Annotated in this window: 27 protein-coding genes and 2 pseudogenes; 9 read left to right on the forward strand and 20 right to left on the reverse strand. The window is 69.7% G+C overall.

Annotated elements, in window-relative coordinates; all coding sequences use genetic code 11:
- A pseudogene (locus tag FJ694_RS19575) lies at positions 1–249 on the forward strand (hypothetical protein); the annotation flags it as partial.
- A gap of 132 nt (positions 250–381) precedes the next feature.
- Here FJ694_RS19575 and FJ694_RS19580 read toward each other — a convergent pair.
- Complete coding sequence (locus FJ694_RS19580; RefSeq protein WP_157269010.1) at positions 382–588, reverse strand: hypothetical protein; 207 nt, start codon at positions 586–588, stop codon at positions 382–384.
- A gap of 597 nt (positions 589–1,185) precedes the next feature.
- Between FJ694_RS19580 and FJ694_RS19585 the strand changes: the two genes are divergently transcribed.
- On the forward strand, positions 1,186–2,160 hold the full coding sequence (locus FJ694_RS19585; protein ID WP_198320909.1) for an AraC-like ligand-binding domain-containing protein: 975 nt from the start codon (positions 1,186–1,188) through the stop codon (positions 2,158–2,160).
- 24 nt (positions 2,161–2,184) lie between these two features.
- Here FJ694_RS19585 and FJ694_RS19590 read toward each other — a convergent pair whose 3' ends face one another.
- Complete coding sequence (locus FJ694_RS19590; RefSeq protein WP_157269012.1) at positions 2,185–3,147, reverse strand: cyclase family protein; 963 nt, start codon at positions 3,145–3,147, stop codon at positions 2,185–2,187.
- 183 nt (positions 3,148–3,330) lie between these two features.
- Here FJ694_RS19590 and FJ694_RS19595 point away from each other — a divergent pair, with 183 nt between their 5' ends.
- Entirely contained in the window at positions 3,331–3,630 is a 300-nt protein-coding gene (locus tag FJ694_RS19595; protein WP_157269013.1) for a YHYH domain-containing protein, read from the forward strand.
- A 60-nt stretch (positions 3,631–3,690) separates the two neighbouring features.
- Here the strand turns inward: FJ694_RS19595 and FJ694_RS19600 are convergent, their stop codons facing one another.
- A complete protein-coding gene (locus FJ694_RS19600; protein ID WP_375140238.1) occupies positions 3,691–4,455 on the reverse strand; it encodes a DNA/RNA non-specific endonuclease in 765 nt (254 codons plus the stop codon).
- Here FJ694_RS19600 and FJ694_RS37175 point away from each other — a divergent pair.
- Both FJ694_RS37175 and FJ694_RS19610 read left to right on the forward strand, forming a co-directional pair.
- Positions 4,352–4,795: a hypothetical protein gene (locus FJ694_RS37175; protein WP_232540128.1), complete on the forward strand. Its 444-nt coding sequence runs from the start codon at positions 4,352–4,354 to the stop codon at positions 4,793–4,795. The genes FJ694_RS19600 and FJ694_RS37175 overlap by 104 nt on opposite strands.
- Positions 4,796–4,836: 41 nt before the next feature.
- On the forward strand, positions 4,837–5,532 hold the full coding sequence (locus tag FJ694_RS19610) for an HAD hydrolase-like protein (protein ID WP_157269014.1): 696 nt from the start codon (positions 4,837–4,839) through the stop codon (positions 5,530–5,532).
- Positions 5,533–5,544: 12 nt separating this feature from the next.
- Here the strand turns inward: FJ694_RS19610 and FJ694_RS19615 are convergent, their stop codons facing one another.
- The 4 genes from FJ694_RS19615 to FJ694_RS36750 all read right to left on the reverse strand — a co-directional run bounded on the left by FJ694_RS19615 (position 5,545) and on the right by FJ694_RS36750 (position 8,390).
- The gene (locus FJ694_RS19615) at positions 5,545–5,955 is read right to left on the reverse strand and encodes an OsmC family protein (protein WP_157269015.1); all 411 of its coding nucleotides are present in this window, start codon (positions 5,953–5,955) and stop codon (positions 5,545–5,547) included.
- A gap of 702 nt (positions 5,956–6,657) precedes the next feature.
- Positions 6,658–7,104, reverse strand: coding sequence for a hypothetical protein (locus tag FJ694_RS19620; RefSeq protein ID WP_157269016.1), 447 nt, complete (start codon positions 7,102–7,104; stop codon positions 6,658–6,660).
- A gap of 132 nt (positions 7,105–7,236) precedes the next feature.
- Positions 7,237–7,548, reverse strand: a complete 312-nt coding sequence (locus tag FJ694_RS19625) for a hypothetical protein (RefSeq protein WP_157269017.1) — start codon at positions 7,546–7,548, stop codon at positions 7,237–7,239.
- 137 nt (positions 7,549–7,685) lie between these two features.
- Positions 7,686–8,390 (reverse strand): hypothetical protein, encoded by a 705-nt coding sequence (locus FJ694_RS36750; protein WP_198320910.1) that lies wholly within the window; start codon positions 8,388–8,390, stop codon positions 7,686–7,688.
- A gap of 153 nt (positions 8,391–8,543) precedes the next feature.
- Between FJ694_RS36750 and FJ694_RS19635 the strand changes: the two genes are divergently transcribed.
- On the forward strand, positions 8,544–8,837 hold the full coding sequence (locus FJ694_RS19635; protein WP_157269018.1) for a hypothetical protein: 294 nt from the start codon (positions 8,544–8,546) through the stop codon (positions 8,835–8,837).
- A 615-nt stretch (positions 8,838–9,452) separates the two neighbouring features.
- On the opposite strand, the gene FJ694_RS19640 is transcribed toward FJ694_RS19635, so the two are convergent.
- From FJ694_RS19640 to FJ694_RS19650, 3 genes are all read right to left on the reverse strand, one after another.
- Positions 9,453–11,000: a helix-turn-helix domain-containing protein gene (locus FJ694_RS19640; protein WP_157269019.1), complete on the reverse strand. Its 1,548-nt coding sequence runs from the start codon at positions 10,998–11,000 to the stop codon at positions 9,453–9,455.
- A gap of 311 nt (positions 11,001–11,311) precedes the next feature.
- Positions 11,312–12,001, reverse strand: a complete 690-nt coding sequence (locus FJ694_RS19645) for a glutathione S-transferase family protein (RefSeq protein ID WP_157269020.1) — start codon at positions 11,999–12,001, stop codon at positions 11,312–11,314.
- Positions 12,002–12,260: 259 nt separating this feature from the next.
- On the reverse strand, positions 12,261–12,578 hold the full coding sequence (locus FJ694_RS19650) for a helix-turn-helix domain-containing protein (RefSeq protein WP_310735055.1): 318 nt from the start codon (positions 12,576–12,578) through the stop codon (positions 12,261–12,263).
- A gap of 459 nt (positions 12,579–13,037) precedes the next feature.
- Between FJ694_RS19650 and FJ694_RS19655 the strand changes: the two genes are divergently transcribed.
- Positions 13,038–13,769, forward strand: coding sequence for an endonuclease/exonuclease/phosphatase family protein (locus FJ694_RS19655; protein ID WP_375140239.1), 732 nt, complete (start codon positions 13,038–13,040; stop codon positions 13,767–13,769).
- 173 nt (positions 13,770–13,942) lie between these two features.
- On the opposite strand, the gene FJ694_RS19660 is transcribed toward FJ694_RS19655, so the two are convergent.
- Positions 13,943–15,418 (reverse strand): DUF6880 family protein, encoded by a 1,476-nt coding sequence (locus FJ694_RS19660; RefSeq protein WP_157269023.1) that lies wholly within the window; start codon positions 15,416–15,418, stop codon positions 13,943–13,945.
- Positions 15,415–16,299, reverse strand: a complete 885-nt coding sequence (locus FJ694_RS19665) for a hypothetical protein (protein WP_157269024.1) — start codon at positions 16,297–16,299, stop codon at positions 15,415–15,417. Before FJ694_RS19665 ends, FJ694_RS19660 begins: the two co-directional genes overlap by 4 nt.
- Positions 16,300–17,224: 925 nt before the next feature.
- On the opposite strand from FJ694_RS19665, the gene FJ694_RS19670 reads away from it, so the two are divergent.
- Positions 17,225–17,626 carry an antitoxin Xre/MbcA/ParS toxin-binding domain-containing protein gene (locus tag FJ694_RS19670; RefSeq protein ID WP_232540130.1) on the forward strand — a complete coding sequence of 134 codons (402 nt, stop codon included), beginning with the start codon at positions 17,225–17,227 and terminating at the stop codon, positions 17,624–17,626.
- Positions 17,623–18,099, forward strand: coding sequence for an RES family NAD+ phosphorylase (locus tag FJ694_RS19675; protein ID WP_157269026.1), 477 nt, complete (start codon positions 17,623–17,625; stop codon positions 18,097–18,099). Before FJ694_RS19670 ends, FJ694_RS19675 begins: the two co-directional genes overlap by 4 nt.
- 122 nt (positions 18,100–18,221) lie before the next feature.
- On the opposite strand, the pseudogene FJ694_RS37975 reads toward FJ694_RS19675, so the two are convergent.
- The 8 genes and pseudogenes from FJ694_RS37975 to FJ694_RS19715 all read right to left on the reverse strand — a co-directional run.
- A pseudogene (locus FJ694_RS37975) lies at positions 18,222–18,431 on the reverse strand (transposase); the annotation flags it as partial.
- Between the two features lie 42 nt (positions 18,432–18,473).
- Complete coding sequence (locus FJ694_RS19685; protein ID WP_157269027.1) at positions 18,474–19,280, reverse strand: sugar phosphate isomerase/epimerase family protein; 807 nt, start codon at positions 19,278–19,280, stop codon at positions 18,474–18,476.
- A gap of 31 nt (positions 19,281–19,311) precedes the next feature.
- Positions 19,312–20,592 (reverse strand): TRAP transporter large permease subunit, encoded by a 1,281-nt coding sequence (locus tag FJ694_RS19690; RefSeq protein ID WP_157269028.1) that lies wholly within the window; start codon positions 20,590–20,592, stop codon positions 19,312–19,314.
- A gap of 14 nt (positions 20,593–20,606) precedes the next feature.
- Positions 20,607–21,158: a TRAP transporter small permease gene (locus FJ694_RS19695; protein WP_157269029.1), complete on the reverse strand. Its 552-nt coding sequence runs from the start codon at positions 21,156–21,158 to the stop codon at positions 20,607–20,609.
- A 116-nt stretch (positions 21,159–21,274) separates the two neighbouring features.
- Positions 21,275–21,889 carry an NIPSNAP family protein gene (locus FJ694_RS19700; protein WP_157269030.1) on the reverse strand — a complete coding sequence of 205 codons (615 nt, stop codon included), beginning with the start codon at positions 21,887–21,889 and terminating at the stop codon, positions 21,275–21,277.
- Positions 21,890–21,932: 43 nt separating this feature from the next.
- Entirely contained in the window at positions 21,933–23,759 is a 1,827-nt protein-coding gene (locus FJ694_RS19705; protein ID WP_157269031.1) for an FAD-dependent oxidoreductase, read from the reverse strand.
- A 5-nt stretch (positions 23,760–23,764) separates the two neighbouring features.
- Complete coding sequence (locus FJ694_RS19710) at positions 23,765–24,577, reverse strand: shikimate dehydrogenase family protein (RefSeq protein ID WP_157269032.1); 813 nt, start codon at positions 24,575–24,577, stop codon at positions 23,765–23,767.
- A gap of 30 nt (positions 24,578–24,607) precedes the next feature.
- On the reverse strand, positions 24,608–26,377 hold the full coding sequence (locus tag FJ694_RS19715; protein WP_157269033.1) for an FAD-dependent oxidoreductase: 1,770 nt from the start codon (positions 26,375–26,377) through the stop codon (positions 24,608–24,610).
- Between the last annotated feature and the right edge of the window lie 51 nt (positions 26,378–26,428).

The raw sequence follows: 26,428 nt of genomic DNA on the forward strand, positions 1-26,428 counted from the left end.
TTCTCGATGCTCACCATCAACGCCGACTCTCACCCGCTGATGCGGCGCTTTCACAAGCCCGGCGACGAGAAGCGCTCGGTGGTGGTGGTGCCCCAGGAGCGGTGGCGGGACTGGCTCTACGCCGACGAGCGAGAGGCCCGGGCGCTGCTGCAGCCCTTCGACCCGGAAGCGTTCACGGCGAGCCCGGCACCGCGGCCAGCGCGCAAGTCGGCCGGCGTCGAGGTGGCGAAGGACGATCCGGCGGCTTGACCGGCAGGGTGCCAGGTGCCGCGGCGTCCAGGCCTCGTCGTCTTGTCAAGGCCATGGCCCTGCCAACAACGGCACGGAGGGATTCCATGGGCGAAGTCGCGTCCAGGGGACCGCCGCGCATCAGCCTGCCGGTCAGCGGCGCTTCTTGCGCCGCGGCTTCGGCGCGGCGAACGGCGCCAGCCAGGCACTCACCGCGGCGCCAGCGGCCTGACGCGTGGCCGTGGCAGCGCTTTTCTTCGCGGTGCTCCTCGCGCGACCCCGTGCCGCACCGGCGACGGCGTTGGCGCCGCTGAGCCACATGCTCAGGATGGGGTTCTTCTTCAGCCAGGGATTGCTCATGCGGGGCCTCTTGATCAGAGCTGCCAGTGTGTGCACAGGCCATCAGCGGGGCTGCCGGCCGGCACCGCAGTGACATGTAAGCCCTCTCCGACATGCTGTCAGCGGCGCCCCGCAACTGCGTTTCAATGTCGAGCCTGAAACGTTGCCATTGCAACTTCCTCCAAACGACTGCACCACCGGCCCGGACCGCTTTGAGCCATGCACGCCCGAGGTATCCAGGCTCAAGTGGGCTTGCCGCGGTTCGTCACGGTTGCCGCCAGACAGTCCTCGGGAGCAGATGGCGCGCGGTACACCGCCACCCACGACAATCGCTTCACTGCGGATTGGCCAGGACTTGAGCGAGCACGGGAGCGCAACCACATCGGCCACCTTGCCGGCATGACCAGGTGCTGTGCAGCGCGCTTGCGCCACCAGCGCCGCCGGGCCTGTCGTGCCGGGGTCGATCCGGTCATGTTGGCACCCCGCCCGGAACCGCTGTCACCGGCCAGGCAAGGCCCAGCGCCCATGGCGACCGTGACGCCTGCACGGCTGGGCGCTGGTTCGTGCCAGGCGCGCGCACAGCGCACAATCATCGCTTCCCGGCATGGAGCAGGTCACATGGCACACGCACATGGTTTCGCCACCTTGTCGCTGCCGCCGCACCGGCGGGTGGCCGGCTGGACGCAGGCGGTGTCCGACCGCTTCGTGGAGTCGGGCTTCCAGATCGAGGAGCCTGAGGGCTTCGACGCCGCCATGCTCAACCGCGACCTGGCCGCGCTGTCGCTCACGTGTTTTCGCTCCAGCGGGCACGGCAGCAAGCGCGTGACGCGCTCGCAGCGCCAGGCCGCGCGTGGAGCGGAGGAGTTCTTCCTGCTCAACCTGCAGCTCGCCGGCCGTGGCGCGGTGCGCCAGGCGGGCCGCGAGACCTGGCTGGCGCCGGGCGAATACGCCATCTACGACACGCGCCGCCCCTACGAACTGGCCTACGACGCCGACTACCGGCAGGCGGTGCTGCGCATTCCCAGGCGCGAGCTGCTGGCGCGGCTGGGCGGCTGTGATGCGCTGGTGGCCCGGGCCGCTGCGGCCAACACGCTGCCGGGCCGGCTGCTGCAGCCCATGCTCACGGCGCTCGGTGAGGATATGCCGGCGTCGCAGCCCGGCACCGCGGGCGACCTTGCCTGCGCCCTGCTCGACGTCATCACGGCGGGCCTGCGGGAGCTGCGCAGCGAGGCGGCGCCCTCGAACTGCCCGCGGTTCGAACGCGTCAAGGCCCAGGCCATGGCGCGGCTGCACGATCCGTCGCTGACGCTGGGCGCTCTCGCCCAGGCGGCGGGCGTGTCGCTGCGCGGCCTGCACCAGCTGTTCCGGGCGCAGGGCTGCACGGCTTCGCGCTGGATCTGGCAGCAGCGGCTGGCCGCCTGCGAGCGCGTGCTGCGCGACCCGGCCGCCTCGCACCGCACGATCACGCAGGTCGCCTTCGACCACGGCTTCAGCGACGCGGCGCACTTCAGCCGGGCCTTTCAGCAGCGCTACGGATGCTCGCCCAGCGAGCACCGGCGCCGCTGCAATGCTGCCGTGCAGCGCAGGGGCTGAAACGGCGCGCCAGCGCCCAAGCTTTCAGCGGATGGCGATGGGCGCCACCGGCGAGCCCGAGGCGCCCACCAGCGGCAGCGGCGTCATGACGAACAGGAACTCGTGCGCGCCGTCCGCAGCCAGCGTTTCGAGGTCGAGGTTCTCGATGTTGTAGATGCCGGCCTGCGTGCCCATGATCTGGTGGCAGGGCCACAGCACCGCGGCGTCGTGCGGGTTGGGCACGACGTCGCAGCCGTAGGTGTCGCAGCCGGTGGCCGCGGGCTTCTGGCGCACGATCCACTCGCAGGCCTGCGCTCCCCAGCCGGGCGCCTTGCCGGTGTAGGCAGCCGGATCACCCTTCCACAGCTGCGCCCAGCCGGTGCGCATGAGCAAGGTGTCGCCTTCGCGCAGGGTGAGCTTCTGGCGTGCCAGCGCGCCCTGCAGGTCGGCCGCCGTGACCTCGTAGCCGGGCGGCAGCCGCTGCACGCCCTTGTAGGCCGCCACATCGATCATCACGCCGCGCGTGACGAAGGGGCCGGCGTGCTCGATGCCCAGGCGCTGCAGCCCGTTGCGCCGCACGAACTCGCGCCGGTCGTTGCCATTGTAGTAGAGGTCGCCGATGCCCACGTGCCCGAGCCCGTCGAGCTGCGTGCCGACCTGTCCCAGCTCGCCAGAGACGAAGTCGAGGTTGGCCGTCAGCGCGTTCTGGCTCGGCGGCTCGTCGGCGTGCGGGATGGTGAGCTGGAAGGACCGCCCGCCCCAGATGGGCATGTCGGATCGAAACGGCTGGGCCAGCGAGTGGATGCGCCCGGTCCTGGCCAGGCGCAGCGCCGCGAGCGTGCGCTCGGGCGTGATGCGGTTGGCCGCGCCGCGCTGGTCCTGCGCACCCCACTCGGACGGGAACCAGGAGGGCGCCTCGGCAGCCAGGGCCGGCGCAGCCGCGCAGGCCAGGAGCAGCGAGGCCACCGCATGGCGGCTGTGGAAGGGACGTGTGGCTTGGGCAGGCATGTCTTCCTCGTGGTGTCGGTGCGGGCGGTCCATGCGGACCACGACAAGGAAGGTGCCTTGGAGAGCCAGCGCCATCTTGCCTGCCCGTGCCGGGCGCTTGTCCCTCAATGCAAGATGGAGTCCTTGGCGGGACCTCGTCCAGGCACGGCCGTGGCCCGACCGGAACATGAGGGGGACCCACCGATGAAACGAATCCCGGCATCCGTGGCCGCGGCTGTCCTGGCCACGTCGCTGCAGGCGCTGGCGCACGGCGGCGGCCTGGACGCCAGCGGCTGCCATCACAACCGCAAGACAGGGGACTATCACTGCCATCGCGCTCAGCCCGAGCCGGTGCGCTCGCCGTCCAGCCAGGCCGCCGCGGATGCCTTGCAGGATGAGCGCCGCGCTGCAGCCGCTCCCGGCGCTCCGACCTGCCATGTCGGCCCGCGTGGCGGTACCTACACCATTACGGCCAGCGGGCGAAAGAACTACGCGGGATGTTGAAGGACCTGGCCGCAAGCTCGAAAAGAGCTGAGCAGGTTCGAGATCGGCTGGCCGAGAAGGTCAGTCCGCAGGGTTGATACCCGGCAGGAACTCGATGCCGGTGCGTTGCACCAGTTCCCGATAGCTGATGGGCTTGCCCGCGCGCGCCTCGTTCTCGTTTTCCACCCAGTGCGCCCACGCCCGGTTCGTGCCGGCGTCGTAGACCAGCTTGTAGAGTTGTGCCGGCACCCACACCCTGCCCTTGCCGATGACCTGGGCGCCGGCGGCCGGGTACACCGGGCCGGTGAAGACGTAGACCGGGCCCTTGGCCCGACGCACGTAGCGCCGGGTGTCGTTCTCGATACCCGCCCAAGTTTTGCGATTGTTCTCGGGTGCCTGGGGAACCATGTTTGCGAGGCTGAATGACTGCGCCATGGCCTGCGCGGTCGGCATGTCGGCAGCCGGGGCCATGTGGCCGCGGTCGAAGCCGCTGCCGCGATAGTCCTCCAGCGTGGCACGCTCTGCCTGCGGCAGGCGCGCGTCGGCGTAGAACTTGTTGGTACGCTCCTCGTCGGCCGCGTCGGCCAACTGCGCGGCGGTGAGTCTTTCAACGGCGAAGATCGGCGTCTTGGTTCGGCCTGAGTGCAGCACGGCGAAGGCATCGAAGCAGAGGTCGCGCGGCTGCCTGGCCTGCAGGTCCGGCACGCGCGGCAGTTCGCCGGGAAAGAACTGGCGGCACTGCTTGAAGCCGGCCACCGGCTCGCCCGACACGATCGCCGGTGCCGGCACCTGCCTGGGCACGGGTGCGCGCGCATCGCAGGCGGCCAGTGCCAGGACACAGGCCACGCCAAGTAGGGATAAACGGATTGTTGTCGTCATGGCAAGGCATTGTCTGCGCGCGCGCCATGCACCCGGCATCCGGTCATTCGCGGGCGATCGTGGTCGGGGCGATGCCCAGCATGCGCTTGAACGTGCGGCTAAGATGGGCCGAGTCCGCGAAGCCTGCCAGGTGCGCAGCCTGCGTGTGAAGGCGCCTGCCGCGGCGGTGGGCCGGTCCGAGTTGGCGCAGGACAGCAGCCCGTCGGCGCAGCACCCGCCGATCCGCCTCAGCGGACAAGAAATCGCGGATATCGTGCGTTTTCTGGGGGCGCTGCCCGGACCCATCGTCGAAGCCCCGGCGCCATGAATGCAGTCCCCTGACTCGCGCCCCCGAGGAGCCTGCCTGCCATGCCCTTGCCCGCCTGCCGCCTCGTGCTGTTCGACTTCGACGGCACGCTGGCCGACTCCTTCCCGTTCTTCGTCGAGGTGCTGGGTGAGCTCGCGCGCCGTCACGGCTTCACGCCCGTGACCCCGCAGCAGATACCGCTCATGCGGCGCCAGGACGTGCGCGCCAACATGCGCCTGGTGGGCCTGCCAGCGTGGAAGCTGCCGCACGTGGCGGCAAGCTTCATGCAGCTGATGCAGTCGCGCCGCGCTGCCGTCCCGCTGTTCGCTGGCGTGCAGGAGACGCTGGCCTTCCTGCGCGAGCAGGGCATGACGCTGGCGCTGCTGACCTCGAATTCGGCAGTCAACGCGGTGCGCACGCTGGGCCCTGCCAGCGCAGCGCATTTCGCATACCTCGAAGGCGGCAGCCCGATCCTGGGCAAGCGGGCGCGGATCAGGCGGGTGCTGGCTCGCAGCGGCATCCCGGCTTCGCAGGCGCTCTACGTTGGCGACCAGATCTCGGACTTGCGCGCCGCGCATGCCGCAGGAGTCGCCTTCGCAGCCGTGGCCTGGGGCTACGGCGAGATCGATTCCTTGCGCCAGGCCGGCGCGGACCAGGTCTTTGCCGACGTTGGAGAACTGCGGCGGCTGGTCAGCGACTTGGGATGCACGAGCCCGGCGGATTGCACAGAGTTCTCCTGTGCCCGCCCCCGCGGCTGAGAAGCATGCGGACTACGAGCCCTGCGGCGCCAGCTCGGTCACGACCTCGGTAGTCACCTGCGTCATCAGCTTGTGGACGGGGCACTTGGCCGCCACGTTGAGCAACTCCTGGCGCTGCGCATCGCTCAGTGCACCCGTGATGTCCAGCGTCACGCGCAGCCGGTAGACCCCCTGGCGCTCCTGGCTGTCGTCACGCTCGACGCTGGCGCGGATGTCCTCGACGGGGATGTGCCTGCGCTGCGCGTACCACAGCGCCGTGAGCGCCTTGCAGGCACCCAGGGCGCTGTCGTAGAGATCATGTGGCGTCACGCCAAGGTCTTCGCCACCGTTGGCCGGCGGCTCGTCGACCGCGAAGATGTGGTTTCCCACGCGGATGGTGTGCTTCATCTTCTGCGCGCGATCACGAACGACTTCGATGGTCATCGACTGGCTCCGGTAGAAGGGACTGCGCATTGTTGCGGCAGCACGGCATCCGCCTTCGCTCAGCCGATGCTGCTGCAGCAGCATCGCGTGCTGCAGGGGTGTGTGCAGACCGCACCCGGACCGGCCGACCGCCGTCTGGGGTAGGCAGCAGTCAGCGCGTACAACGGGCACACGCCGTCCGCCTCGCGTGCCGTGCGTGCGCAGGCAAGTGCTGCGTCACGCAGCGGCTCCTTGTCGATCCGTACACCGTCGCGCTCGAGCCGGCGTCAAGCCTCGTCGAGCAAATCAAATACCGCCTGCGTGCGCCATCGAGCTGCTGCACACGGGACTGGAACTGTGCACGCATGTGCAGCCGGCCACGCGAAGGCTGCCGATCGGGCGCCACGGGGCGCTCCAGTGCTCGCAGCGTGACCATGGGCGAGAAGCCGAGCGCCACGCCGCCGACGCTGGCCGCTGGCGTCACGCCGGCCAGCGTGCCGAAGGGGAAGAGGTCAAGGGCAGCCCGGCTGCGTTGCCGTGCTGGTTCGATGTTGGAGGCATGGGCATCCGGCACCGCCAGGTCCAGGTCGCGGATCTGGAAGGCGTGGCTGGCCGTGGCGCGACCGGGCTGCTACAGGGGACAACCCGGCAGCGCCCGAAGCTGTGCAGGGACACTGAAGCCGATGGTTCCTGGAGAAGTCCGCTCTTGGCGTGCAGGGGGTTTCAGGACCGGGGCAGGCGGCCGGGCAGACCAATACGTACCGGCGCGCCGGCCTCGTCGAGCTCGATGTCGCCGGTCAATGCCACGGGATGTTCCAAGCTCCACACCGAGACGGTGAGAACCGGCAGGGACGGCGTCGCCTGCTCGTCACCGGATAGCGGCAGTCTCGTGGCCAAGTGCATCACGACCAGCGTCGCGTCGTGGTCCTCGCCAACGGCGAAGGCGGCCCTGGACTCCAGCTCCGCGAGGTCCTCCACCGTGTGGTCGTGTGGCGGCTCGACATCGATCACGGCACGCTCGTTTCCCGCTGCCAGGTCTGCGGTCCGAAACACTTGCCAGCGGCCGGCGAAATGAGACAGGCGCACGCCCGGCGCGGCGTAGCGGCGCGACAGCCGGGCGTAGACAGCATGAAGCAGCTCCGGCGGCTGCTGTTCGAGCATCGAGAACATGGCGCGGCACTTTGCCAGCCGAACGGCTCATGCCTGCGCCCTTGTTGCAGCGCCGTCACACCGAGCGGGACGGTGTGCGTGACATCAGGCCACCCCGGCAGCGATTCGGCCTGGAGGCCGTGCCGGGATGGATCAGGCGTGTCCCGGCGGGTAAGCGAAGCCGCCGCCGTGCTCCATCTCCAGGCGGCTTTCCTCAAGCAGATCTTCCTGCACCGGGTCCGGGGCGCCGCCTTCGCTGACATGCACCCGGTACCAGGCAGCGATCAGCGGCACCACCAGCGGCTGTGGGCCGTCCACGAGCTCGGCGAGGTCCAGGTCGCTGGCTTCGCAGATCGCCGCGATGGGCGCCATGCTGAAGCGCACCCGGCCGTTGTCCGAATCGAGCGACAGGCGCAGGTCCGCGAACTCGACGCCCTCGGGGATGGTGACACGCAGCTCTCTCATGGCGCTCCTCCCAGCCTTGCCATGCCGGGATCTTGTCCCGTCACCGCGCCCTTTGGCCGTGGTGCCATGGAAATCCCTGCCGCGGCTGCCGAATCACTCCAGCGGGCGGTGCAGGGCGTCTACAGGGCATCGAGCCGTCAGGACGCGGCGGCCTCGGCGCCGGGCGTATCGGCGGCCGACGGCGCTGCGGCTGATTCCTCGCCTGCGGCACGCGCAGGTTCGCTCGCGCCCTTGGCAGCGCTGGTCTTGCCAGCTGCCTTCTTGCCCGCAGCCTTCTTGGCAGAGATTTTCTTGGCAGCAGCCTTCCTGGCGGGTGCTTTCTTCGCTGCGGGCGCCGCGGCATCGATCCCCTCGGCCTGTGCAGCAGCATCGGTCGTCGCAGCCTGGGTACGCGTCTTCTTGGCAGCGGCCTTCTTGGCGGCAGCCTTCTTCGCAGGCGCCGGTGCCGGTGCCTCAGCGGACTTCTTGGCCGCCGGCGCAGCCGTCTTGGCGCCGCGCGGGGCACGCCCTTCCTCCATGCCGAAGCGCTTGGCAGCCTTGGCGTCCGTCGTGGCCAGGTGGGCTCCCTTGGCGGTCACAGGCTGCTCCAGTCGCACGGCGCCACCCTCGTCCATCTTGGCCAGCGTCTGCGCCAGCTTGGCCACCGCGCGCGCGAGCTGCTTGACGGTCTTGGCGCCGACCGCGAGGTTGGCGAGGTCGATCTTCGTGCGGAACGTGGCTGCTGCGGCGATGGGCTGCGGCGCCTTCTTCGCGGCGGCCTTCCTGGCAACAGGTGCAGCCGTCTTCGCAACGGCTTTCTTGGCGGCAACTTTCTTGGTTGCGGCGGTCTTTCTGGTCGGCATGGTGGTGTTACTTCCTCAACGAAAATTGTGACGTAGCGTCTGCAGAGGATACCGGCAAGACGCCGGGCGCTCTTGCAATGCCTGCCAGGCCGGCCAGCCCGGCGCCGCGCGCGCTACAGTGGTCGCATGCAACTCGATGGCAGGAAAGCATCTATGAATCGAGCCAGCAGCCCGGTGGGGATGATGTTGCAGTTCGCCTTCGGTCCTGGAGGGATCGCCCGGCCAGCCAGCGGCCCGGCCACGCATGCCACCGGCGCCGTGGCCTGCGAAACAGCACCGCAGTTGCTGGCGCTGGCCGCTTCCGCCAAAGCCTGGTGGGAGGCCAGCCGGCCCGAGGGCTGGTCGCTGGAGCAGCACCTGGCCGACCCGGCCGCTGGCTGCAACGCTTCGGCTCTGGAGCGGGCGCTGGCCGAAGCGGTCGCACATTGGCTGAAGGACGACACGTGAGTGCTGTGGTCCGCTCCACAGGGCGCCAAGCGCAAGCGCGCTGACTCGGCCCAGTCCGCTGCAGACGTGCCCCCGGCACGCAGGCCCTACACGGTCCTGGCTGCAGTGGGAGTCCGAGGGCGACCTTCGGTCGGGTCGGGTCTGGAAACAGGCTGGATGTGGAGAGACCAACCTGGGGGAATCTTCCTTCACGACCGGCAGGATGGCGTCGGCCACGGGCCGTAGCCGCCGCTCGATGTCGTGGTGGTGCCTGTCGGCGCGTGGCGCATCTTCAGCAGCTGCGGGCCTGCCGGCGTGATCGCACAGTTGATGCGGGAGGGGCTGCTTCCGGGCATTGGCGCAGGCGCCCCAGCCGCCGTGGGATGCTTTCAGCCAAGCACGCCGCGGGCGACTACAGCGGGACGCTGCGCCGGCAATCTTCGACTTCCTGGCCAAGTCGCTTTCAATAGGCCAGTAGCTCGTCCATGTAGCGGGCCAGGATGCAGTGCAGGCAATCCCTGTTGGGCTGCCGCTGCAGTGATCCTTCAATGGCCGCTCTGGGCACCGATGGCGGCAGGAGATGCGATGCCATCGTGCCCAATGGCATTGATTTCATGGATCGGCCGTCAAGATGCCTCAGAGCAGGCGCACGGTGCCCAGCAGCTCGAAGGCCTTGTCCTCGGAGAGCCTGCCTTGCCGGTCCTTGAGCGCCAGGATCTTGATGAGTGCTTCCGTGATGGGCGCCAGGCCACCGTCGATGACCAGCGGTTGGGCCGAGACCGCCGTGAAGTTGATCATCCGCTGCACGACCTGATGAACGGACTCGGATGCCGGCACCATGACCGGTGTCGGGACCGGCACCACGGCCGGCACGGCCGGGACGTCGACAGGCGGCGCTGGCGTGGCTGCCTGCGCCGCGGGCTGCACTTCAGGCTCGACTGGAGCCAGCAGGTCGGCTTGAACCGGCACGGCGGCAGGAGGACGGGCGGATGCCGTGACCGGGCGGCCGGGCCCGGTGCGCTGCGGGTGGTCGCCTGAGGAAGCGGGCCGGATGTGGGGCCGCTTGTCTGCTTGCCGGGCGGCGACGCTCGTGGCCACGGTCTGGCTTGCGGCAGCGGCGGCAGCGGCGGCGTCGTCGGCCACGGCGGTGGCCGTGTGGCTCGAATCGGCCGGCGCGACAGCCGTCTCGGGTGCCACTGCGCCGCTGGCACCCGCCGGCGTGCCCTCGGCTGCGGCTGCGCCACTGGTCGCAGCGGTGCTGGCGCTGGCCGCGGTGCTGCGCGACACGGGCAACAGCAGCTTGAGCGCGGCCGCAGGGATGTCGGCCACCGTGCGCGGCGCCTCGAACCAGTCCTCGTGCAGGCCCAATGACTTCGCCACGTTGCGGCAGAACGCCTGGTCCAGGACCTTGCCGCCGTTGGCTATCGTGGACATGTAGGGCTGGCTGATGCCGATGAGGCGTGCCAGCGCGCTTTTGGCGCCCTTGCCCTGCACCAGAAGGCCCAGGTTCTGCTGGCGCAGTTCAGGTGTCGGCATGGAGGCGGAAGTTGCTTTGGGGTCGGACGGAGTGCGCTGCTGTGCCGTGGAGGAAGGCGGCTGGCCTGCTTTGGGGGCAGCCGCCGCCTGGGCGGCTCGTGCAGCGGGTCGTGATGCGCTCTCAGCACCCTCGCCAGCCGCCATGGGCCGGGTACCGCGCGCTACCGGAACGTCATTGGCTTGCTGATGCTCGACAGGCGTTGCGGACGCGACTTCGGTTGCCCGGCCTTGCTGTGCCGAGTCGTTGCCTGGCAACGCCAGCACCTTCGTCGGCGCTGAGCCTGCAGGGACGGCGGCGGCACGTCCTGCCACGGGCTGGGCGCTGGGACTGGCAGCGGCCGCCGCCACTACCGCGGGCGCGACAGGGGCCTCCTCATCGAGATCGTCGTCATGCAGAGCGGCCTTTCCAGGGTCCCTCAACAGCTCCAGGGTACGCGCCGGAGGCGCCTTGTTGAGACCATCCAGCCACTTCCCGGGCAGCTTCAGCGCCCGCTCGATATGAAAGGCCGTCTCGTCGGGACACAGGGCACCGCGGGACATGGCCTCGAGCCGCTCCAGCGGCACCTCGGCCACCAGCGACAGGGCCTCCCGCACCGGCGCATGCTCCAGCAGCAGCCGCAGGTTCGCGGCCCGCAAGGCGCCGTTCACGCCCTGCTTGACGACTGGTGGGGCACCTTTGTCCTGCCGGGAGCCGCCGGGCGGCCGGCTTGACGCCAGCTGCAAGACCACGGGGTCCCGCATCGGCTCCCGGTACTCACGAGCGCGGCTTGCGCCGCGGTCGCCGTCACGGCGCCTTGCTTGCCAATCAGCCTTTGCCAAAGAGTTCTCCCTGCTTCCCTTGCCCGATGGGCGCTCGCATCGCGCCGCATGACCCACAGAAGAAATGCCCGTCGCCAGTCAAGCAAGTTCCTTAGCGAAGCATCTTCTCATTGCTCCAGCATAGGCAGGAAGCACCGTGCTCAGGCGGATGGATTCTTCAGCCGCTGGTTCTGCGGGAACATGGCGCGTTGCGCCTCGTCGTCCATCTCGGTCTTGAAGGCGTGGCGTTCCTTGAGCGCTTCGACCCGCTGTGCGGCAGGCCGGGCGTTGATGGCGTCGAACAGCCGCTTGACGTGGGGCAACTGCTGCCAGGCGTCCGCGCCTAGCGCGAAGGGTACTGCGCGTGCCCAGCCCCAGACGGCCATGTCCAGGAGGGTGTAGCGCTCACCCAGCATCCATGGCCGGTTGGCCAGGTGCTGCTCGACGAGCTTCCAGTGCCGCCACGCCTCGTAGTCGTAGCGGTTGAGCGCGTAGGGCACGGGCTCCGGGGCGTAGTGCTTGAAATGCACGCACTGCCCGGTGAAGGGGCCGATGCCCGAGGCGGTGAACATCAGCCACGACAGCATCTCGCCGCGCTGCTCGGGCGCGGGCAGGAACTGGCCGGTCTTCTCCGCCAGGTACAGCAGGATGGCGCTGCTGTCGAACACGGTGGTCGAACCGTCGACGATGGCGGGCACCTTGGCGTTGGGGTTGATGGCCGTGTACGCCGGCGCATGCTGCTCGCCCTTGCGCGTGTCCACGGGGATCGGCTCGTACGGCAGGCCGGCTTCCTCCAGGAAAAGCGCCACTTTCATCGGGTTGGGCGCGAGCGAGTAGTAGAACTTGAGCATGAAGACTCCTTGGGTGAACGGGCCGGGTCCGTGCGGTCAGCGGCACGTGACCCCGTGCAGAGATGGCGCACCCTGGGCGCCTGTGACCGCGGAAAGACGCGCTGCGAACCGTGGCCGGCCAGGAGGGGAAAATCCATGAGCCTTGAGAGGCGCACCGTCGGCGCGCATCAGTCTAGATGGGAACGCAACCGCATGCCCGGCGCGGTCGTTGCGCCATCGCGGAAGCCGCCGCTGTGGCGGCATCTCCGGTCGTGATGCGTCACCGCCGGGTTCTCGGCCTGATGCCGGCGAGCTCGATGCGCAGTGCTTCCCGGTCGAACTGGGGGTCGACGAGATCCGGCAGCCACTCCAGCCGCTCGTAGAAGTGCAGCGCAGCGGCATAGATGGCCATGGATACCGAGGCCTCGCCGCGCTCCATGCTGATGATCGTGGGTGCCGAGGCGTTGAGCTGCGCAGCCAGGTCTCGGATCGTCATCCCGCGGCGTTCACGCGCCAGGCGCAGGTTCGCTCCCAGCGCAGCCAGAGTCCTGGTGATGGCTGGCGGCAGGTCACGGGTCATCTTTGGCGCACGAGGCATAAACTATATTTTTACAAAATCTCGGCAGATGTGGAATCATAATTTAACAACGAGGCCTGCCCCGTTCTGGAATAGTCCCGGCTGCAATTGCTGACTGCACGCCGGGCTGGCCGCTCCGAGACGGCTGCGTCGATGCTGGCACTGCGTGGCTGGAGCGTACATGGCGGCTTCCTTGCGCCAGCGTGCCTGGCGCAGGGAATGAGCCGCAACCGTAAGGGACGGCGGGCTCAAGGCTGAACATCGGCCTCCATGCACGAGCCTCTCGAGGCATTCCCTTCAGCATCAAGGCCCGGTGCAGGCAGCAGCAATGCAATGACGCTACAGCGGCGGCTGCAGGGTGCAGAGCATTGCTCTGCTGCAACCGGCAGCTGTGTTGACCAGAAGCCTTGTTGTCGTGCGCAATTGCGCGACCCATGGTGCGAAGGACGAGGAATCGGGGGAGAAGCGACGTTGGCATCGATGCGGATCGGCACATGGAACCTGGGGCGCTCCGGCGCGTTTCACCGAACCCGAATTGCTGGGCAACAGGAAGTGCTTCGTCATTGCGGCGCGGACATCTGGATCCTGTCCGGGGCCCATGTCGCCAACGTGCCGCCGCACGGCCAAGCCTGCTGCACCGTGCCCGGGCCCGAGTTCCAGCACGCCGGCGAGCATCGCGTCATCATTTGGTCCACGCATGCGATGGAGGCAGTGGCCACCGAGGACCCGACATCGACCGTTGCGGCGCGGCTGCAGCCGCCGGCGCTGGATCGGCCGCTGCTGGTGTATGGCACCACCATGACGCACGCCCGTGGCGGCGCTGTGCAGCGCCAGGGACTGGCCTGGCAGCGTCACCACGCGACCGTGCAGCGCCAGCGTGCCGAATGGCTGCGGCTGCGCCAGGAACATCCCGACCACCTGCTGTGCGTGGCCGGCGACTTCAATGCCAGCCTCGACGTGTCGGCGCATTACGGCACGGTGGACGCCAGGCTGGCCATCTTGCAGGGCCTCTGCGATGCCGGGCTGAGATGCTTGACGGCAGACGAGATCCCGAGTGAACGGGCAGAGGACGCCCGGCGCGCCGGCATGGATCACGTGGCCTTCACGGAACTGGCCAGTCTTGCGAATCGGGTCGAAACAGTGCCCGGTGTGGTCGAAGGCCGTCGCATGAGCGAGAGGGACGGTGTCCTGGTCGATCTGAACTGGAAGTGAGGATCCTTGGCTTGGAGGCGGTCGTCATTTCCCGACGCTCGTCACGTTGCGAGCGCAGCGTTTTGCTGGTCCCTGGCAGGTGTACAGCCTGCAGGCTGTGGGCCGGCGTCGACAGCCACGGGAGCCATCGACTGCAAGCCAGGCGGAACTGACCGGTCAACCGGCGCCCGCCTTCAGCGCATCGGCAGTCCGTTGAGGAAGTTGCGCTTGCCCGCGTACACCTTGCGCAAGTGCGCCAGCCACACTGCCCGTTGTGGCGCGTACATGCGCTGGGCGATCTCCGCAACCAGCTGCAGCTCCATCCGGTAGGGGCTGGCGGCTCGCTGCATCGAGGCGTCGAGCACGCGCATGAGAAGCGCCGCCGCCGTGTCCCGCTCCTCGGTGTCGAGATTCAATGCGATGGTGCGCAAGGTCGGCGCCGAGCAGCGCGTCCCAGCGGGCTGCACCAGCCGTGCCGCTTCCCGCCAGCGCTGATCGGCACACAGCAATTCTGCCCGCAGCGTGACGTCGCCCTCGAACCGGCCGCCGCTGGCTTCCTCGATCTGCAGCCAGGCCAGCATCTCTTCGCGCAGTGCCCTAACGTCGTGTCCGGCCGTGCTGGCCGCTTCGAGCAGTGCCTGGAACGACGTCAGGCTGGGGCGGGCCTCGAACAGGCGGCGCCGCAGCGCCAGCGCCTCGTCGGTGCGGCCCGCGTGCTCCAGGCAGCGCAGCAACGCTTGCTGAAGGCGCGCGTCATCCGGGAACGCGCGACAGCCCTCCTCGGCCTGCAGCAGCGCCTGGGCATGGCGGCCGTGGCGCTCCAGAAAGCCGATCACGCACGCGTGGGCGTCAGGCCTGCAGAGGTCCTCGTGCAGCACGGCCAGGATGCCGTCGATGTCGCCCGCCGCTTCGAGCTGCTCGCGGTGCAGCCGCTCCAGCTGTGACAGGGCGCTGTCGGGCCGAGGCGCAGGACCAGCGTACCGGCCCTTGCGGCGCGCCTGCTTCTCTTCCCACTGCTCAATCTCCAACAGCAGCGCGTCCTTGGCTGCTCGCCAGCGCTGCTGCAGGGCCCGACGCATCTCCTGGCACGCCGCTTCGCCCATGGCAGCCTCGGCCGCCGCGGTGTCGAAGCTCTCGTACGGATCGTCGAGCACCAGGTGCAGATAGGTCCGGCCGAACGTAGCCGGCTGCGGCCCGGCTGCCTGAAGACAGCGCAGCCATTCGGCACCGATGGCCTGGCACAGCTCGCCGAACTCGCCATAGGAGTCGTCCGCCTCCTGCGACAGCTCCCATGCCCGGCGCAGCGCGTGGCCGCCCAGCTGCACGGCCGCCTGGGCGTCGCGGACACAGGTCTGGCGCAGCAGCGGCAGCACCGCCTCACCGCGGCGCACGTACCCTCGGCCCTCGCCCAGCTTGATGTAGTGGCGCCCCGGCCTCAGCATCCCGTCAGCAATGGCCTCGAGCTCGGCCGGCTTGCACGTCACCTCGCTTGCGCGGCGCCAGCACTGCAACTCCCGCTCGATCTCGAAGTCGCTGTCGGCCATCTGCATCAGCTTCTCGGCCAATACCGATGCCGGCAGCCCCTGCAGGAACGACTGCAGCCGCAACCGCTCTTGAACCTCGGGCAACGGCTCCAGGTCGCCGGCCTGGCTCACGTCCACAGCGCTCATGGCAGCGGCCGCACAGGACCGGCCGGCATGCTGCAGACGCCTCTCGCCCTCCGGGCTGGGGCACACCGCCGCAGGATGCGTTTCCAGCCGTTGCGCGCCCTCACCGCCTCGTCCAGGATGTCCAGATACTCGGCGACGTCCACCACGCTGTCGCCGGGCAGTGACCCCTGGGCATGCTCCTGCAGCGCTCGCAGGCGGCGCGCCGGCGTGTCGCCCATCACCCGGATGCGGCTGTAGGCCTCGCAGGCGTAGGCGAAGGTCTCGCGCCGGCGGAAATCGATGTCCAGCAGCCACTCGCGACGCCGGGTTTCGGGCAGCCCGGCGGCAGATCGCTCGCAGTTGTGAAATACATGCGCGACTTCGTGCACCACGAAGTCGGCGAAGGGGTCGTCCTCGGCGAAGTACGCCTGGCTGACATAGCAAGTCGCCTCCTCGCTCAATCCCAGGCAGGCCGAGCCGTCGTCCGAGAGCGGTTCGCACCCTGCGGCGGCCAGGACCATGTTGGCCAGCGACCAGGCGGTGCGGGGCCAGAGCCTGGTGCGCAGGACCGACTCGACATTGTCCGGTCCCACGATGACGACCGAGCGCTCCAGCAGCGCCAGCACGGCGTCACGCTCGGTCGCCGGGAACAGGCCTTCGACCATAGGCGCGACCTTGCCGCGCACCCATGGCGCCAGGTCGGCCGCCAGCGGCAGCACCGGCGTTGGACTCGCCTCCAGCCGTGCCAGGCAGTGCGCAATAAGCCCTTCGCGCAGGATCGCGTCGGCGTTGCGCGCAGCCTCAAGGAAGCTCGTGCCTGCCCAGCGCGGTGCGTCGTCGTAGTCACCTGTAGCCAGGTAGCGCTGCAGCGCAGCCTCCCGGCTCTCGACGGGGGTTTCCATGCGGCGATTGTGATGGAGGCTGCCCCGGATAGCCATGCGTGCCATGTCGTGCGCAACAGCCGCGCCACGGACAGCCAAGGGGTGGGTCGCCATGCGCCGCCGATGCGGCCATGCCGAACTGGGCCGGAAGCCCGGCTCCTCCATCGTCCGGGAGACCGCCTGCAGCCGGGCCGCAGCCCGAACTCCTCCGGCCGTTGGCCATCGACTCCCGCTTCCAGCAGCGCCTGCATCAGCGCTGCGTTGCCGGCGCGCGCTGTCACCATCAGCGACATGGCGCTCGACCGGGGTGGATGATCCACGCCTTGGGTGCCGGCCGTGCGCAGCACGTCCTTGAAGTTCCCGCCGGCACAGGGCTGCCGGGAGCGCTGGCGCCGTGCAGCCACCGTGCGCTGCACCGGCGGCCTGCTGCGGCGCGAACAGCGGCCGTGCCAGGCGATCGTCCTTCCAGCCTGCGCCCACAACCATTCCGGCTTCGACAAGGCTGCGCGTCAACACAAACTTCACTGCCGTCTGCCGTGTGATCCGGGGCCGCCACTCCTGCACAGATCTGCGCACCGATCCGGTGGACACCGGTGCAAGGCGGGCCAGGGCTGCGCATGCCGTGTGGAGGCTTGCGGAACAGGTGTGGGCTGCCCGTGCATTCGTTCCCGGAGAAGCAGCTGAAGGGAGATCGCGCCTCCTCCATTTGGAGGTAACATTCCCTCCAGATGGAGTATCCAACATGACTGCCACCGCCCGCCCTAGGAAGTCCCAGTCCCTTGCGACATCCCCGGTTGTCACGGCTGGTGTAAGCAGCCGCAAGCCACGACGCGCCTTGCGGCAGGATGCCGGTGCTCGACTCTGGGGCGTGCTCAGGCGCAGCGGCGCCCGTGACTCGCGGGCCGTGTTTCATGAGTTGCTGGGCCTGGTTACCGACTGCCCCCCCGTGGACCTCTACGACGCGGTGGAGGAAGGGGTGCCGACCGCGGTGGTCTCGGTGATTGCCGGTGCCTTCGGCGGCACGCATGAGTCAGTGATGGACCTCATCGGCGTTTCCGAGAGCACCTTCCGACGCAAGCACGAAGCCAGCGAGCCACTGCCCGAGGTGGCAGGCCATCGCGTCATGGGCTTCCTGCGCATCGTGGCGCGGCTGCAGCGGCTGTTGCAGGAAAGCGGTGACCCGGCGCAGTTGGCGAACTTCGACCTCGATGCCTGGGTCAGGGACTGGATACGCGAGCCCTTGCCCGAGTTCGCAGGCAAGACACCGGCGCAGATGCTGCGCAATCCGGAAGGCCAGCGTGCCATCGAGGAACTGCTCGACCGCATGCGCGGAGGCCTGCCCGCGTGACGGTGTCCCTATGGCGTATCGCGGCCGACACACCCTCCTGGACGGCTGACGACATGGCTGGCAAGGGTGCGGCCTACAAGGGGGGCCGCTGGAACGGCCCTGGCGAGCATGTCACGTACGCTGCGACATCCATCGCCCTTGCGGCCTGGGAGACGCGCGCGCATCTTGGCCGTGCCGGCACGCAGCTGCCATTCAACCGATTCCTGGTGCGCATCGATGTACCCGACGACGTGTGGGCGGCCCGCACGCAAGTGCCCCGACCCTTGCCTGTGGGCTGGAACGCCATTCCCGAAGGTATGGTGTCGCGCAGTATCGGCTCGGCTTGGCTGGCCAGAGGCACCTCAGTTCTGCTGGCGGTGCCTTCTGTCATTATCGAAGAAGAGTACAACGTGCTGATCAACCCAGCGCATCCGGATGCAGGGCGGCTCATGCCCGAGAAGGTGCGCCGGTTCCTATACGACCATCGCGTTTGATTCCGATTCCAATTTGGAAGTGAAACAACGATCCACGGCCACGCGGTGATGGAGTGAACGCGTTGAGTATCGCGTTCAAGATCGGCCAGTGCATCGGCCAGGTGTTTCTCAACGTCTTCCAGGGTGTCGAAGAAGCGGTTGTGGAAGTGCTTCTCGCGCAGCTCGTCCCACAGATGCTCTACGGGGTTGAGCGCGGGCGAGTATGGCGGCAACTGCAAGGGGCGCACATTGGGTGGCCACTGCAGCGCGGCCTGGTGGTGCCAGCCCGCGCCGTCGAGCACCAGCACCACGCGCTCGCTGCGATGGCGCCGGGAGAGCCCAGTCTCCGTGATGGCAGACCCGGCCCTTGTTTCACCAGTGAATACGCGTCGGGATTAGCCCAGCAGCCGCAGCGTGGCCTCGTGCGCCTGTGTGGCCCAGCCGAGCGCGCCGGCCAGCGGCGCACGCCGGTGGTGCGGGATCTCCACGCTTAGCGGCAGGTCGGACGGCAGCGCGGACAGCATGGCGCGGATGTCGATGCCACCCTCGCCGGGCAGCAGCCGCTCGCAGCGCGCGTCGCGGATCAAGCCTTCCATCGTGTCCGGTACCTCTGCCGTAGCGTCGCACACCTGCGCATAGTGCAGCAGCTCGCGCGGCAGTGCCACCACCTGCGCCAGCGGGCTGTCCGAGCGGGCCCAGTGAAGCGCATCGACCAAGATGCCAGCGTTCACGGGCCGGCCGGCAGCCTGCACCAAGCGCAGCGCGCTGCCCACGTCGGGCACCGCCGTCCACGGCATGAACTCGATGTTGGGATGCAGACCGTAGGGCCGCGCCACCTCACACAGCGCCGCGAAGGACTGCGCCAGGCGCTGCGGCTCGCGGTCGTCGCCGCCGACCAGGATGCTGTGCGCGCCCAGCTCGGCGCCCACCTCGCAAAAGCGCTGACAAGCGCGCGCGTCGAAGTCCGCACCCAGGCGCACGATCTCCAGGTCGAAGATCCGCACCCCGCTGTCCTGCATGCGCCGGCGCGTCTCGCGCAGCAGCGCGGGGTCGTCCATCAACGGGTAGGCCTGGCCGCCGGGTGCCGAGGGCAGGAGCCGGATGCCGGCATGGCTGTAGCCGGCGGCGGCGGCCGTCTCGACCAGCTGCGGCGGCGCCAGGTCGAGCACGGTCAGGTGGGCCAGGGAAATGCTGCGGGTCATGGATGAACTCCGGTATGAGAGAAGACTGGATTCAGTTCGCCAGCCAGCGTGCCGGCGCGATGACGAGCGAGGGGAAGAACACCATCAGGAACATGACGATGAACTGCGCCACCATGAACGGGATGACGCCGCGCGTGACCTCGTCCATCTTCATGCGCCCCACGCCGGCCACGACGTTGAGCACCGTGCCCACCGGCGGCGTGATCAGCCCGATGGCGTTGTTCATAATGAACAGCACGCCGAAGTAGACCGGATCGATCCCCGCGGCCTTGATCACGGGCATGAGCACCGGGGTCATGATCAGGATCGTGGGCGTCATGTCCATGGCCGTGCCCACGGCGATGACGAGCAGCATGATGGCGATGAGCAGCAGCGTCTGGTTGCCCATGAAGGGCTCGAGCAGGCTGATCATCTGGCTGGGGATGTCGGCCACCGTGATGAGCCAGGCCGAGACCATGGCCGCGGCCACCAGGAACATGATCACGGCGGTGGTCTTGGCGGCGCTGACGAAGACGCCATAGAGCTGGCTGAGCCTCATCTCGCGGTACACCAGCATCGACACTAGCAGCGCGTAGACGGCGGCCACCACCGCCGCTTCCGTCGGGGTGAAGACACCCATCTTCAGCCCGACGATGACGATCACCGGCAGCCCCAGCGCCCACAGCGACTCGCGCAGCGCGGCGAGTTGCTCCTTGAAGCTGGCCTTGGGCGGCGGCTGGATGTTCTCGCGCTTGGCCACGAAGTACCAGGCAATCGCGATGGATAGCCCCATGAGCAGTCCGGGGACGATGCCGGCGAGGAAGAGCTTGGAGATCGAGACGTTAGCCGCCACGCCGAAGATCACGAAGCCGATGGACGGCGGGATCACGGGCGCGATGATGCCCGCCGAGGCGATGAGCCCGCCGCTCCTAGCCTTGTCGTGCCCGGCCTTGACCATCATGGGCAGCAGCAGCGCGGCTAGCGCCGCGGTGTCGGCCACGGCCGAGCCCGAGAGCGCGGCGAGCATGCACGCGGCCAGGATGGCCACGAAGCCCAGGCCGCCCCGCTTGTGGCCCACCAGCGTGAGCGCCAGCTTGACGATGCGCGCCGAGAGGCCGCCGACGTTCATGATCTCGCCGGCGAGCATGAAGAAGGGCACGGCCAGCAGCGGGAAGGAGTCGGCGCCGTTGATGACGTTCTGCGCCAGGATCTGGGCGTCGAACATGTCCAGGTGCACCATCAGCGCGACGCCGGAGACCAGCAGCGAGTAGGCGATGGGGATGCCCAGCGCCATGGCGCCCAGCAGCGAGCCCAGGAAGATGAAGACGGTCATGGTCGGCTTCCCCTTCAGACCTTGGCCGGCTGGCCCAGGTGCAGTTCCTCGACCTGGGCCAGGTCCTCGGACTCCTGCACCGCAATCAACTCGTCGTCGCCGAGCTGGCCGGTGGCGAGCCGCCACAGGTCGTGCAGCAGGATGACGCCGCTCAGCAGCGCGAACACCAGGCCGCTGGCGTAGAACACCGCCATCGACAGGCCGGTCACGGGGGCCGCCACCTCGCGGTTGATGGCGACCTGGGCCAGGGTGCCGCTCCACAGCAGCCAGGTCACGTACAGCATGGCGGCGTGCGACAGCACCAGGCACGCCTGCCTGCCGCGCCGATTCAAGCGGGACACCAGCATGTCCGAGCCCAGGTGGCCGCGCTCGTGGATCGCGACCACGGCGCCCAGGAAGGTCAGCCACACGAAAAGCCAGCGCGAGATTTCCTCGCTCACGGTGATGCCGGAGTCGAAGGCATAGCGCAGCACGACGTTGCCGAAGACCAGCAGCACCATCAGCGCCAGGCACAGCACCAGCAAGGCTTCGAGCAGCCGGCAGCCGCCGGCAACGAGTCGGTTCATGGGAGTCTCCTACGGAAATGGACGCCGCCTTGGCACCGCGGCGCGGGTGCGGCCGGCACGGGATGTCGGCGCAGGGACGGTCTGAACGGCGCGCGGCGCGGCGGCCGCGGCCGGGGTCACTTCAGCGGCGAGATCGCCGTGGGCATGAAGATCTGCGACTGCATGTTGGAGGTCAGCCAGTCGGGGCCGCCCTTGGGCGGCCACACGCCCTGCTTCACCGCGTCGGCGCGCGCGGCCGAGCGCTCGTTGAGGCTGGCCGCCGGCCAGAAATGCGTGAAGCGCGGCGTGCCGTCCAGGGCGTACATCGCCAGCAGGCACGGAGAAATCTCGTTGCGCGCGGGCAGCGCGGCCTTCCAGGCGTCGAGCGTGGGCTGCAGTCCGCCCGTCTTGTACTGGTAGGTGCGCACCTCGTAGACCGGGCCGTAGCTGCCCGGGGCGGGCGGCTCCATCCAGGGGAAGCCGGCGTAGCTGTGCATCTCCAGCCCGGTGAGCAGCTCGCCGCAATTGAATGGGCTGCTCGCCAGCAGCGCGCGGCGGCGTTCGGTCAGCAGCTCGGCCTCGGTCTCGAAGCCGCGCAGCACCAGGATCTGGTTGATCGCGCCGATGTCGGAGTACCAGCAGCCCAGCAGCCGGCCGCGGGCCTCGGGAGCCTGCACCCAGGCCTGGATGGCCTCGGTGGCCTGCGCCGTGACGAAGAGGCGCGTGGTCAGGGTGGCGAGTTCGTAGTACATGCAATGGCTCCGTGAAAGGGGTTGGTGATGCTGCCGGTGCGGCTCAGGCGCCGGCGGCCAGCGCCGGTGCGGTCGCCTGCACCGTTGCGGCCGCACCGGCCTGCGCCGCGTCGTGCGCGGCGATGAAGCCGAAGGTCATGGCCGGGCCGAGCGTGATGCCGCCGCTGGGGTAGTGGCCGCCCAGCACGCTCGACATGTCGTTGCCCGCGGCCCACAGGCCCGGGATGGGCTGGCCGCCGGCGTCGAGCACGCGCGCCGACGCGTCGGTGCGCAGCCCGGAGAAGGTGCCCAGGCTGCCGGGGACGATGCGCACCGCGTAGAAGGGCCCGTGCTCGATCGGCGCCACGCAGGGATTGGGCTGGTGCAGCACCTCGCCCTGCACGCGGTTATAGGGCGTGGCGCCACGGCCGAAGGCGGTGTCGCGGCCTTCGCTCGCCTCGGCATTGAAGCGCTCGACCGTGGCCGTCAGCCCCTCGGCGGCGATGCCGCAGGCCCGGGCCAGCGCCTGCAGGCTGTGCCCGCGGCGCAGGTAGCCCGAGCGCAGCCACGGGCCCAGCGGCACGGGCGCGGGGCGCACGCGGCCCAGGCCGTAGCGCCGGATGAAGCGGTGGTCGCACACCAGCCAGGCCTGCACCGTCTCGCCGGGCGGCGTGGCACGCACCAGCGCGCCGGCGAAGTCGTGGTAGCTGTCAGCCTCGTTGGCGAAGCGCCGCCCGTCGGCGCGAACCGCGATCAGCCCCGGCTTGCCCCGCTCCACCAGGTGCGGGAAGTGGCCGGTGCCGCCGTCGCGCCGCGGCACCAGCGACACCGGCGCCCAGGCCATGGGCGAGGCCAGCGTGGCGTCCACCACGCCGCCGGCGCCCTCGCCTAGGCGCAGGCCATCGCCGGTGTTGGCGCCGGGCGCTGCGGACCAGTGCGCGCGTGCCACTTCGCCCTCGCCCAGCAGCGCCGCGCGCCGGGCCGGGTCGTGCGGGAAGCCGCCGCAGGCCAGCACCACGCCGCAGCGGGCATGCACCGTGGCCTCGCCTTGCGCGGTGCGCAGCACCGCGCCGGTGACGCGCCCGCCCTGGCGCAGCAGCCGCTGCACGCCGGTGGAAACGCGCAGCTCCACGCCGTGGTCCAGTGCCGACTTCAGCAGCGCGCCCGCCAGTGCATTGCCGCCCACCAGCCGCATGCCGCGGCGGTGCAGCACCAGGTCCTTCACATGCGCGGCCACGCGGCGCGCGACATGGGCGAAGGCGCTCCACGACCGCGTGGCGTTGAAGAAGTGTTTCAGCTCGCTGGCAGCGATGCCCATGCCCCAGAAGCTGATGAGGTCCAGCGGCGGGCGCAGGTACGCCAGCGCCGGCCCCAGGGCGCGGGCGTCGAAGGGCGCGGCGCACACCGAGCGGCCGCCCTGGGCCGCGTCGGGGCTAGCGCCATGGAAGTCGGGCACGGCGTTGCCGTCGATGAAGTCCAGCGCCGTGTGGCCGCGGAAGAACTCCACCATGCGCGGTCCCTGGGCCAGGAAGGCGTCGATGCGCGCGGCGTCGTACTGGTCGCCCAGCTCGTGGCGCAGGTACTCGCGCGGCGCGGCCAGCGGCTCGCGGATGCCGGCGGCCACGGCCAGCGGATTGCGCGGAATCCACATCCAGCCGCCGGACCAGGCCGTGGTGCCGCCAATCAAGGCTTCCTTCTCCACCACCAGCACCCGCAGCCCCAGCGTGGCCGCCGTCACGGCCGTGGCCAGGCCGCCCGCGCCCGAGCCCACCACCAGCAGATCGCAGCTGCCGGGCACGGCGCCGGCACCGACCGTGCCGCGCTGCGGCGCAGCGGCCCTGGGCTGGCCGGCGTGCAGGCCCGGGACGCTCAGCGAGGACTTGGCGGCCATCGGCTTCAACCCTTGAGCGGCCCGTCGGCCAGCAGGAAGTCCACCATCAGCGCGCACACGCCGGCGAACATGTCGGCGCCGATCTGCGTGGCGCAGCCGCGGCCACGCGCGGCCTCGATCAGCGGCGTGACGGCCGGCTTTGTGATCACGTCGCCCACGAAGGCACCCTCCTCCAGGCGCGACACGTCGAAGGGCAGCGGATCACTGGCCTGCATGCCCACCGGCGTGGCGTTGATGACGAGGTCGAAGCCGCGCGGATCGCTGCTGCCGGCACGGACGCTGTCGCCGTGGCGCGCCTGCAGCCGCGCCAGCAGGGACTCGCGCCGCGCCGCGTCGGGCTCGTGGATGGCCAGCTGCTGCACGCCGGCCTCCAGCAGCGCCAGGGCGATGGCCGAGCCCGCGCCGCCGGCGCCGGCCAGCAGCGCGCATTTGCCCCGGGGCTCGCAGCCGTTGCCGCGCAGGGCGTGCACGTAGCCTTCACCGTCGAAATGGTCGCCGTGCCAAGTACCGTCGGCATTGCGGCGCAGCACGTTGACGCCGCCCAGGAAATGCGCATGCTCGCTGGCCGTGGCGCACCAGCGATAGGCATCGAGCTTGTGAGGGACAGTGACGATGATCCCGTCGAGGTTGCGCATGTGCGCCGCGCCCTGCATGAAGGCCGGCAGGTCGGTGCTGGCGATGTGCACCGGCATCACGATGGCATTGCGGCCGCGTGCCTGCAGCGTCTGCGTGACGCCGGCGGGCGATTTCACCTGCGCGATGGGGTCGCCGATGATGGCCACGACGCGCGTGGCACCGTCGAGTTGGAAGGCATTCATCTTGTCGAAGCTCCTGGAAATGAAGGGGGTTCAGGCCGCGGCAGCCAGTGCGGGCGACGACGGAGCCTGCGCCGCTTCAGGCGCTTCAGCGTTGCCGCGGGCGCGCCGCGCCGCATGGCGCCCGGCGAGGTAGCCGAACACCAGCCCGGGGCCCAGCGTGATGCCGGGCGCGGCATAGACGCCGCCGAAGGCCGAGTGCATGTCGTTGCCCACGGCATAGAGCCCTTCGATCGGCTGCTGCCGCGCATCGAGCACGCGCGCGGCCGCGTCGGTGGCCCAGCCGGTGGCCGCGCCGATGTCGCCGGGGTAGAGCTTCACGGCGTAGAACGGCGCCTCGCGCAGCGGCCCGACGTTCGGGTTGCGCAGGCCCAGCGTGGCGTCGCCCATATTGCGCGAGTAGTCGGTGCTGCCGCGGTTGAAGTCGGCGTCCACGCCGGTCTCGGCGTAGCGGTTGATGCGCGCCACGCTGTCCTGCAGGCCGGCGGCGTCGATGCCCAGCTTGGCGGCCAGTTCCTCAAGCGTGGCGCCTTGCACCAGGTAGCCGTCGGCCAGGTACGGCTCCAGCCCCTGCCCGCCCGGGCGCACCATGCCCATGCCGTATTTCTTCAGCGCGCGGGCGTCGGCCACGAGGTACGCCGGCACGGCGCCGGCGGCCTGCATGCCGATGCCGAAGAGGTGGTAGCTGGTGCTCTCGTTGAGGAAGCGCTGTCCTCGGGCATCGACCGTGATCATCCCGGGCTTGGCGCGGTCCATGAGGAAATGCGGGAACACGGCCTGCGTGCCGTCGGCGCGCCGGCGCAGCGACACCGGCGCCCAGAAGGCCGGGCTGAGCGCGCCTTCCCCGTAGCGGGCCCCGAGCTCGCGCACCAGGCCGTGCGCCTGGCCGGTGTGGCCGTCGGCGCCGGGGCACCAGGCATCATCGGTGCCCAGCAGTTGCGCGCGCAATTGCGGATGGCGGTTGAAGCCGCCGCTGGCGAGCACCACGCCGCCGCTGACGCGAACGCTGCGGCGCACGTTCCCCTGCGCGACCGTCAGCGCCGTGACGCCGCCCGGTCCGCGCTCGAAGGCCGCGACCTCGGCGTGCATTGCCAGCTTCACCGTAGGCTGCTGCAGCAGCGAGTACAGCAGTCGCGCGCACAGCGCGTTGCCCATGAGCAGCCGCGTGCCGCGAGGGTGCTTCAGGCGGTCCATCGCGTGCCGCGCCAAGATGCGCAGGCTGTAGCGCAACGACTTGAACGACTTCTTCATCGCCAGCAGGTGCGGGATGTCGTTGCGGTCCACCATCATCCCGCCCAGCACCGTGAACTCCGGAATAGGCGGGCGCAGCAGGCCGAAATGCTGGCCCAGCAGCCGGCCGTCGAAGGGCAGCGGCTCCAGCGCGCGGCCGCGCAGCGTGGAGCCGGGCAGCTCGGAGATGTAGTCCGGATGCGTAGGGTAGGGGCGGAACTGCACATGCGAGTGGCGCTCCACATGCGCCACGGCCTCGGGGCCGGTGCGCAGCAGCGCCTGGCGCAGCGCGCGGGGCGCGCGCGTGTCGACGGCGGCATCGAGGTAGGCCTCGGCGTCCTGCAGCGTGTCGCCGGGGTTTACGGCCGCGCTGTGGTGCGTGCCCGGGACCCAGGTCGTGCCGCCGGAGAGCGCGCTGGTGCCACCCACCTGCGCGGTGCGCTCGACCAGCAGCACGCGCGCGCCGTCCAGCGCCGCGCACAGCGCAGCCGACATGCCGGCGGCACCGGCGCCGACGACCACCACGTCGAAAGTGGCGTCGCCCTGGGGAAGATCGGAGAGTTGGAGCAGCATGCCGGCCTCGAAGCGGGGTTGATGCCTGTGTGAACGGTCGCCACGCCTGGG

Origin of the sequence: Azohydromonas aeria, from assembly GCF_009760915.1 — a bacterium.
GTDB classification, from domain to species: Bacteria; Pseudomonadota; Gammaproteobacteria; order Burkholderiales; family Burkholderiaceae_C; genus Azohydromonas; species Azohydromonas aeria.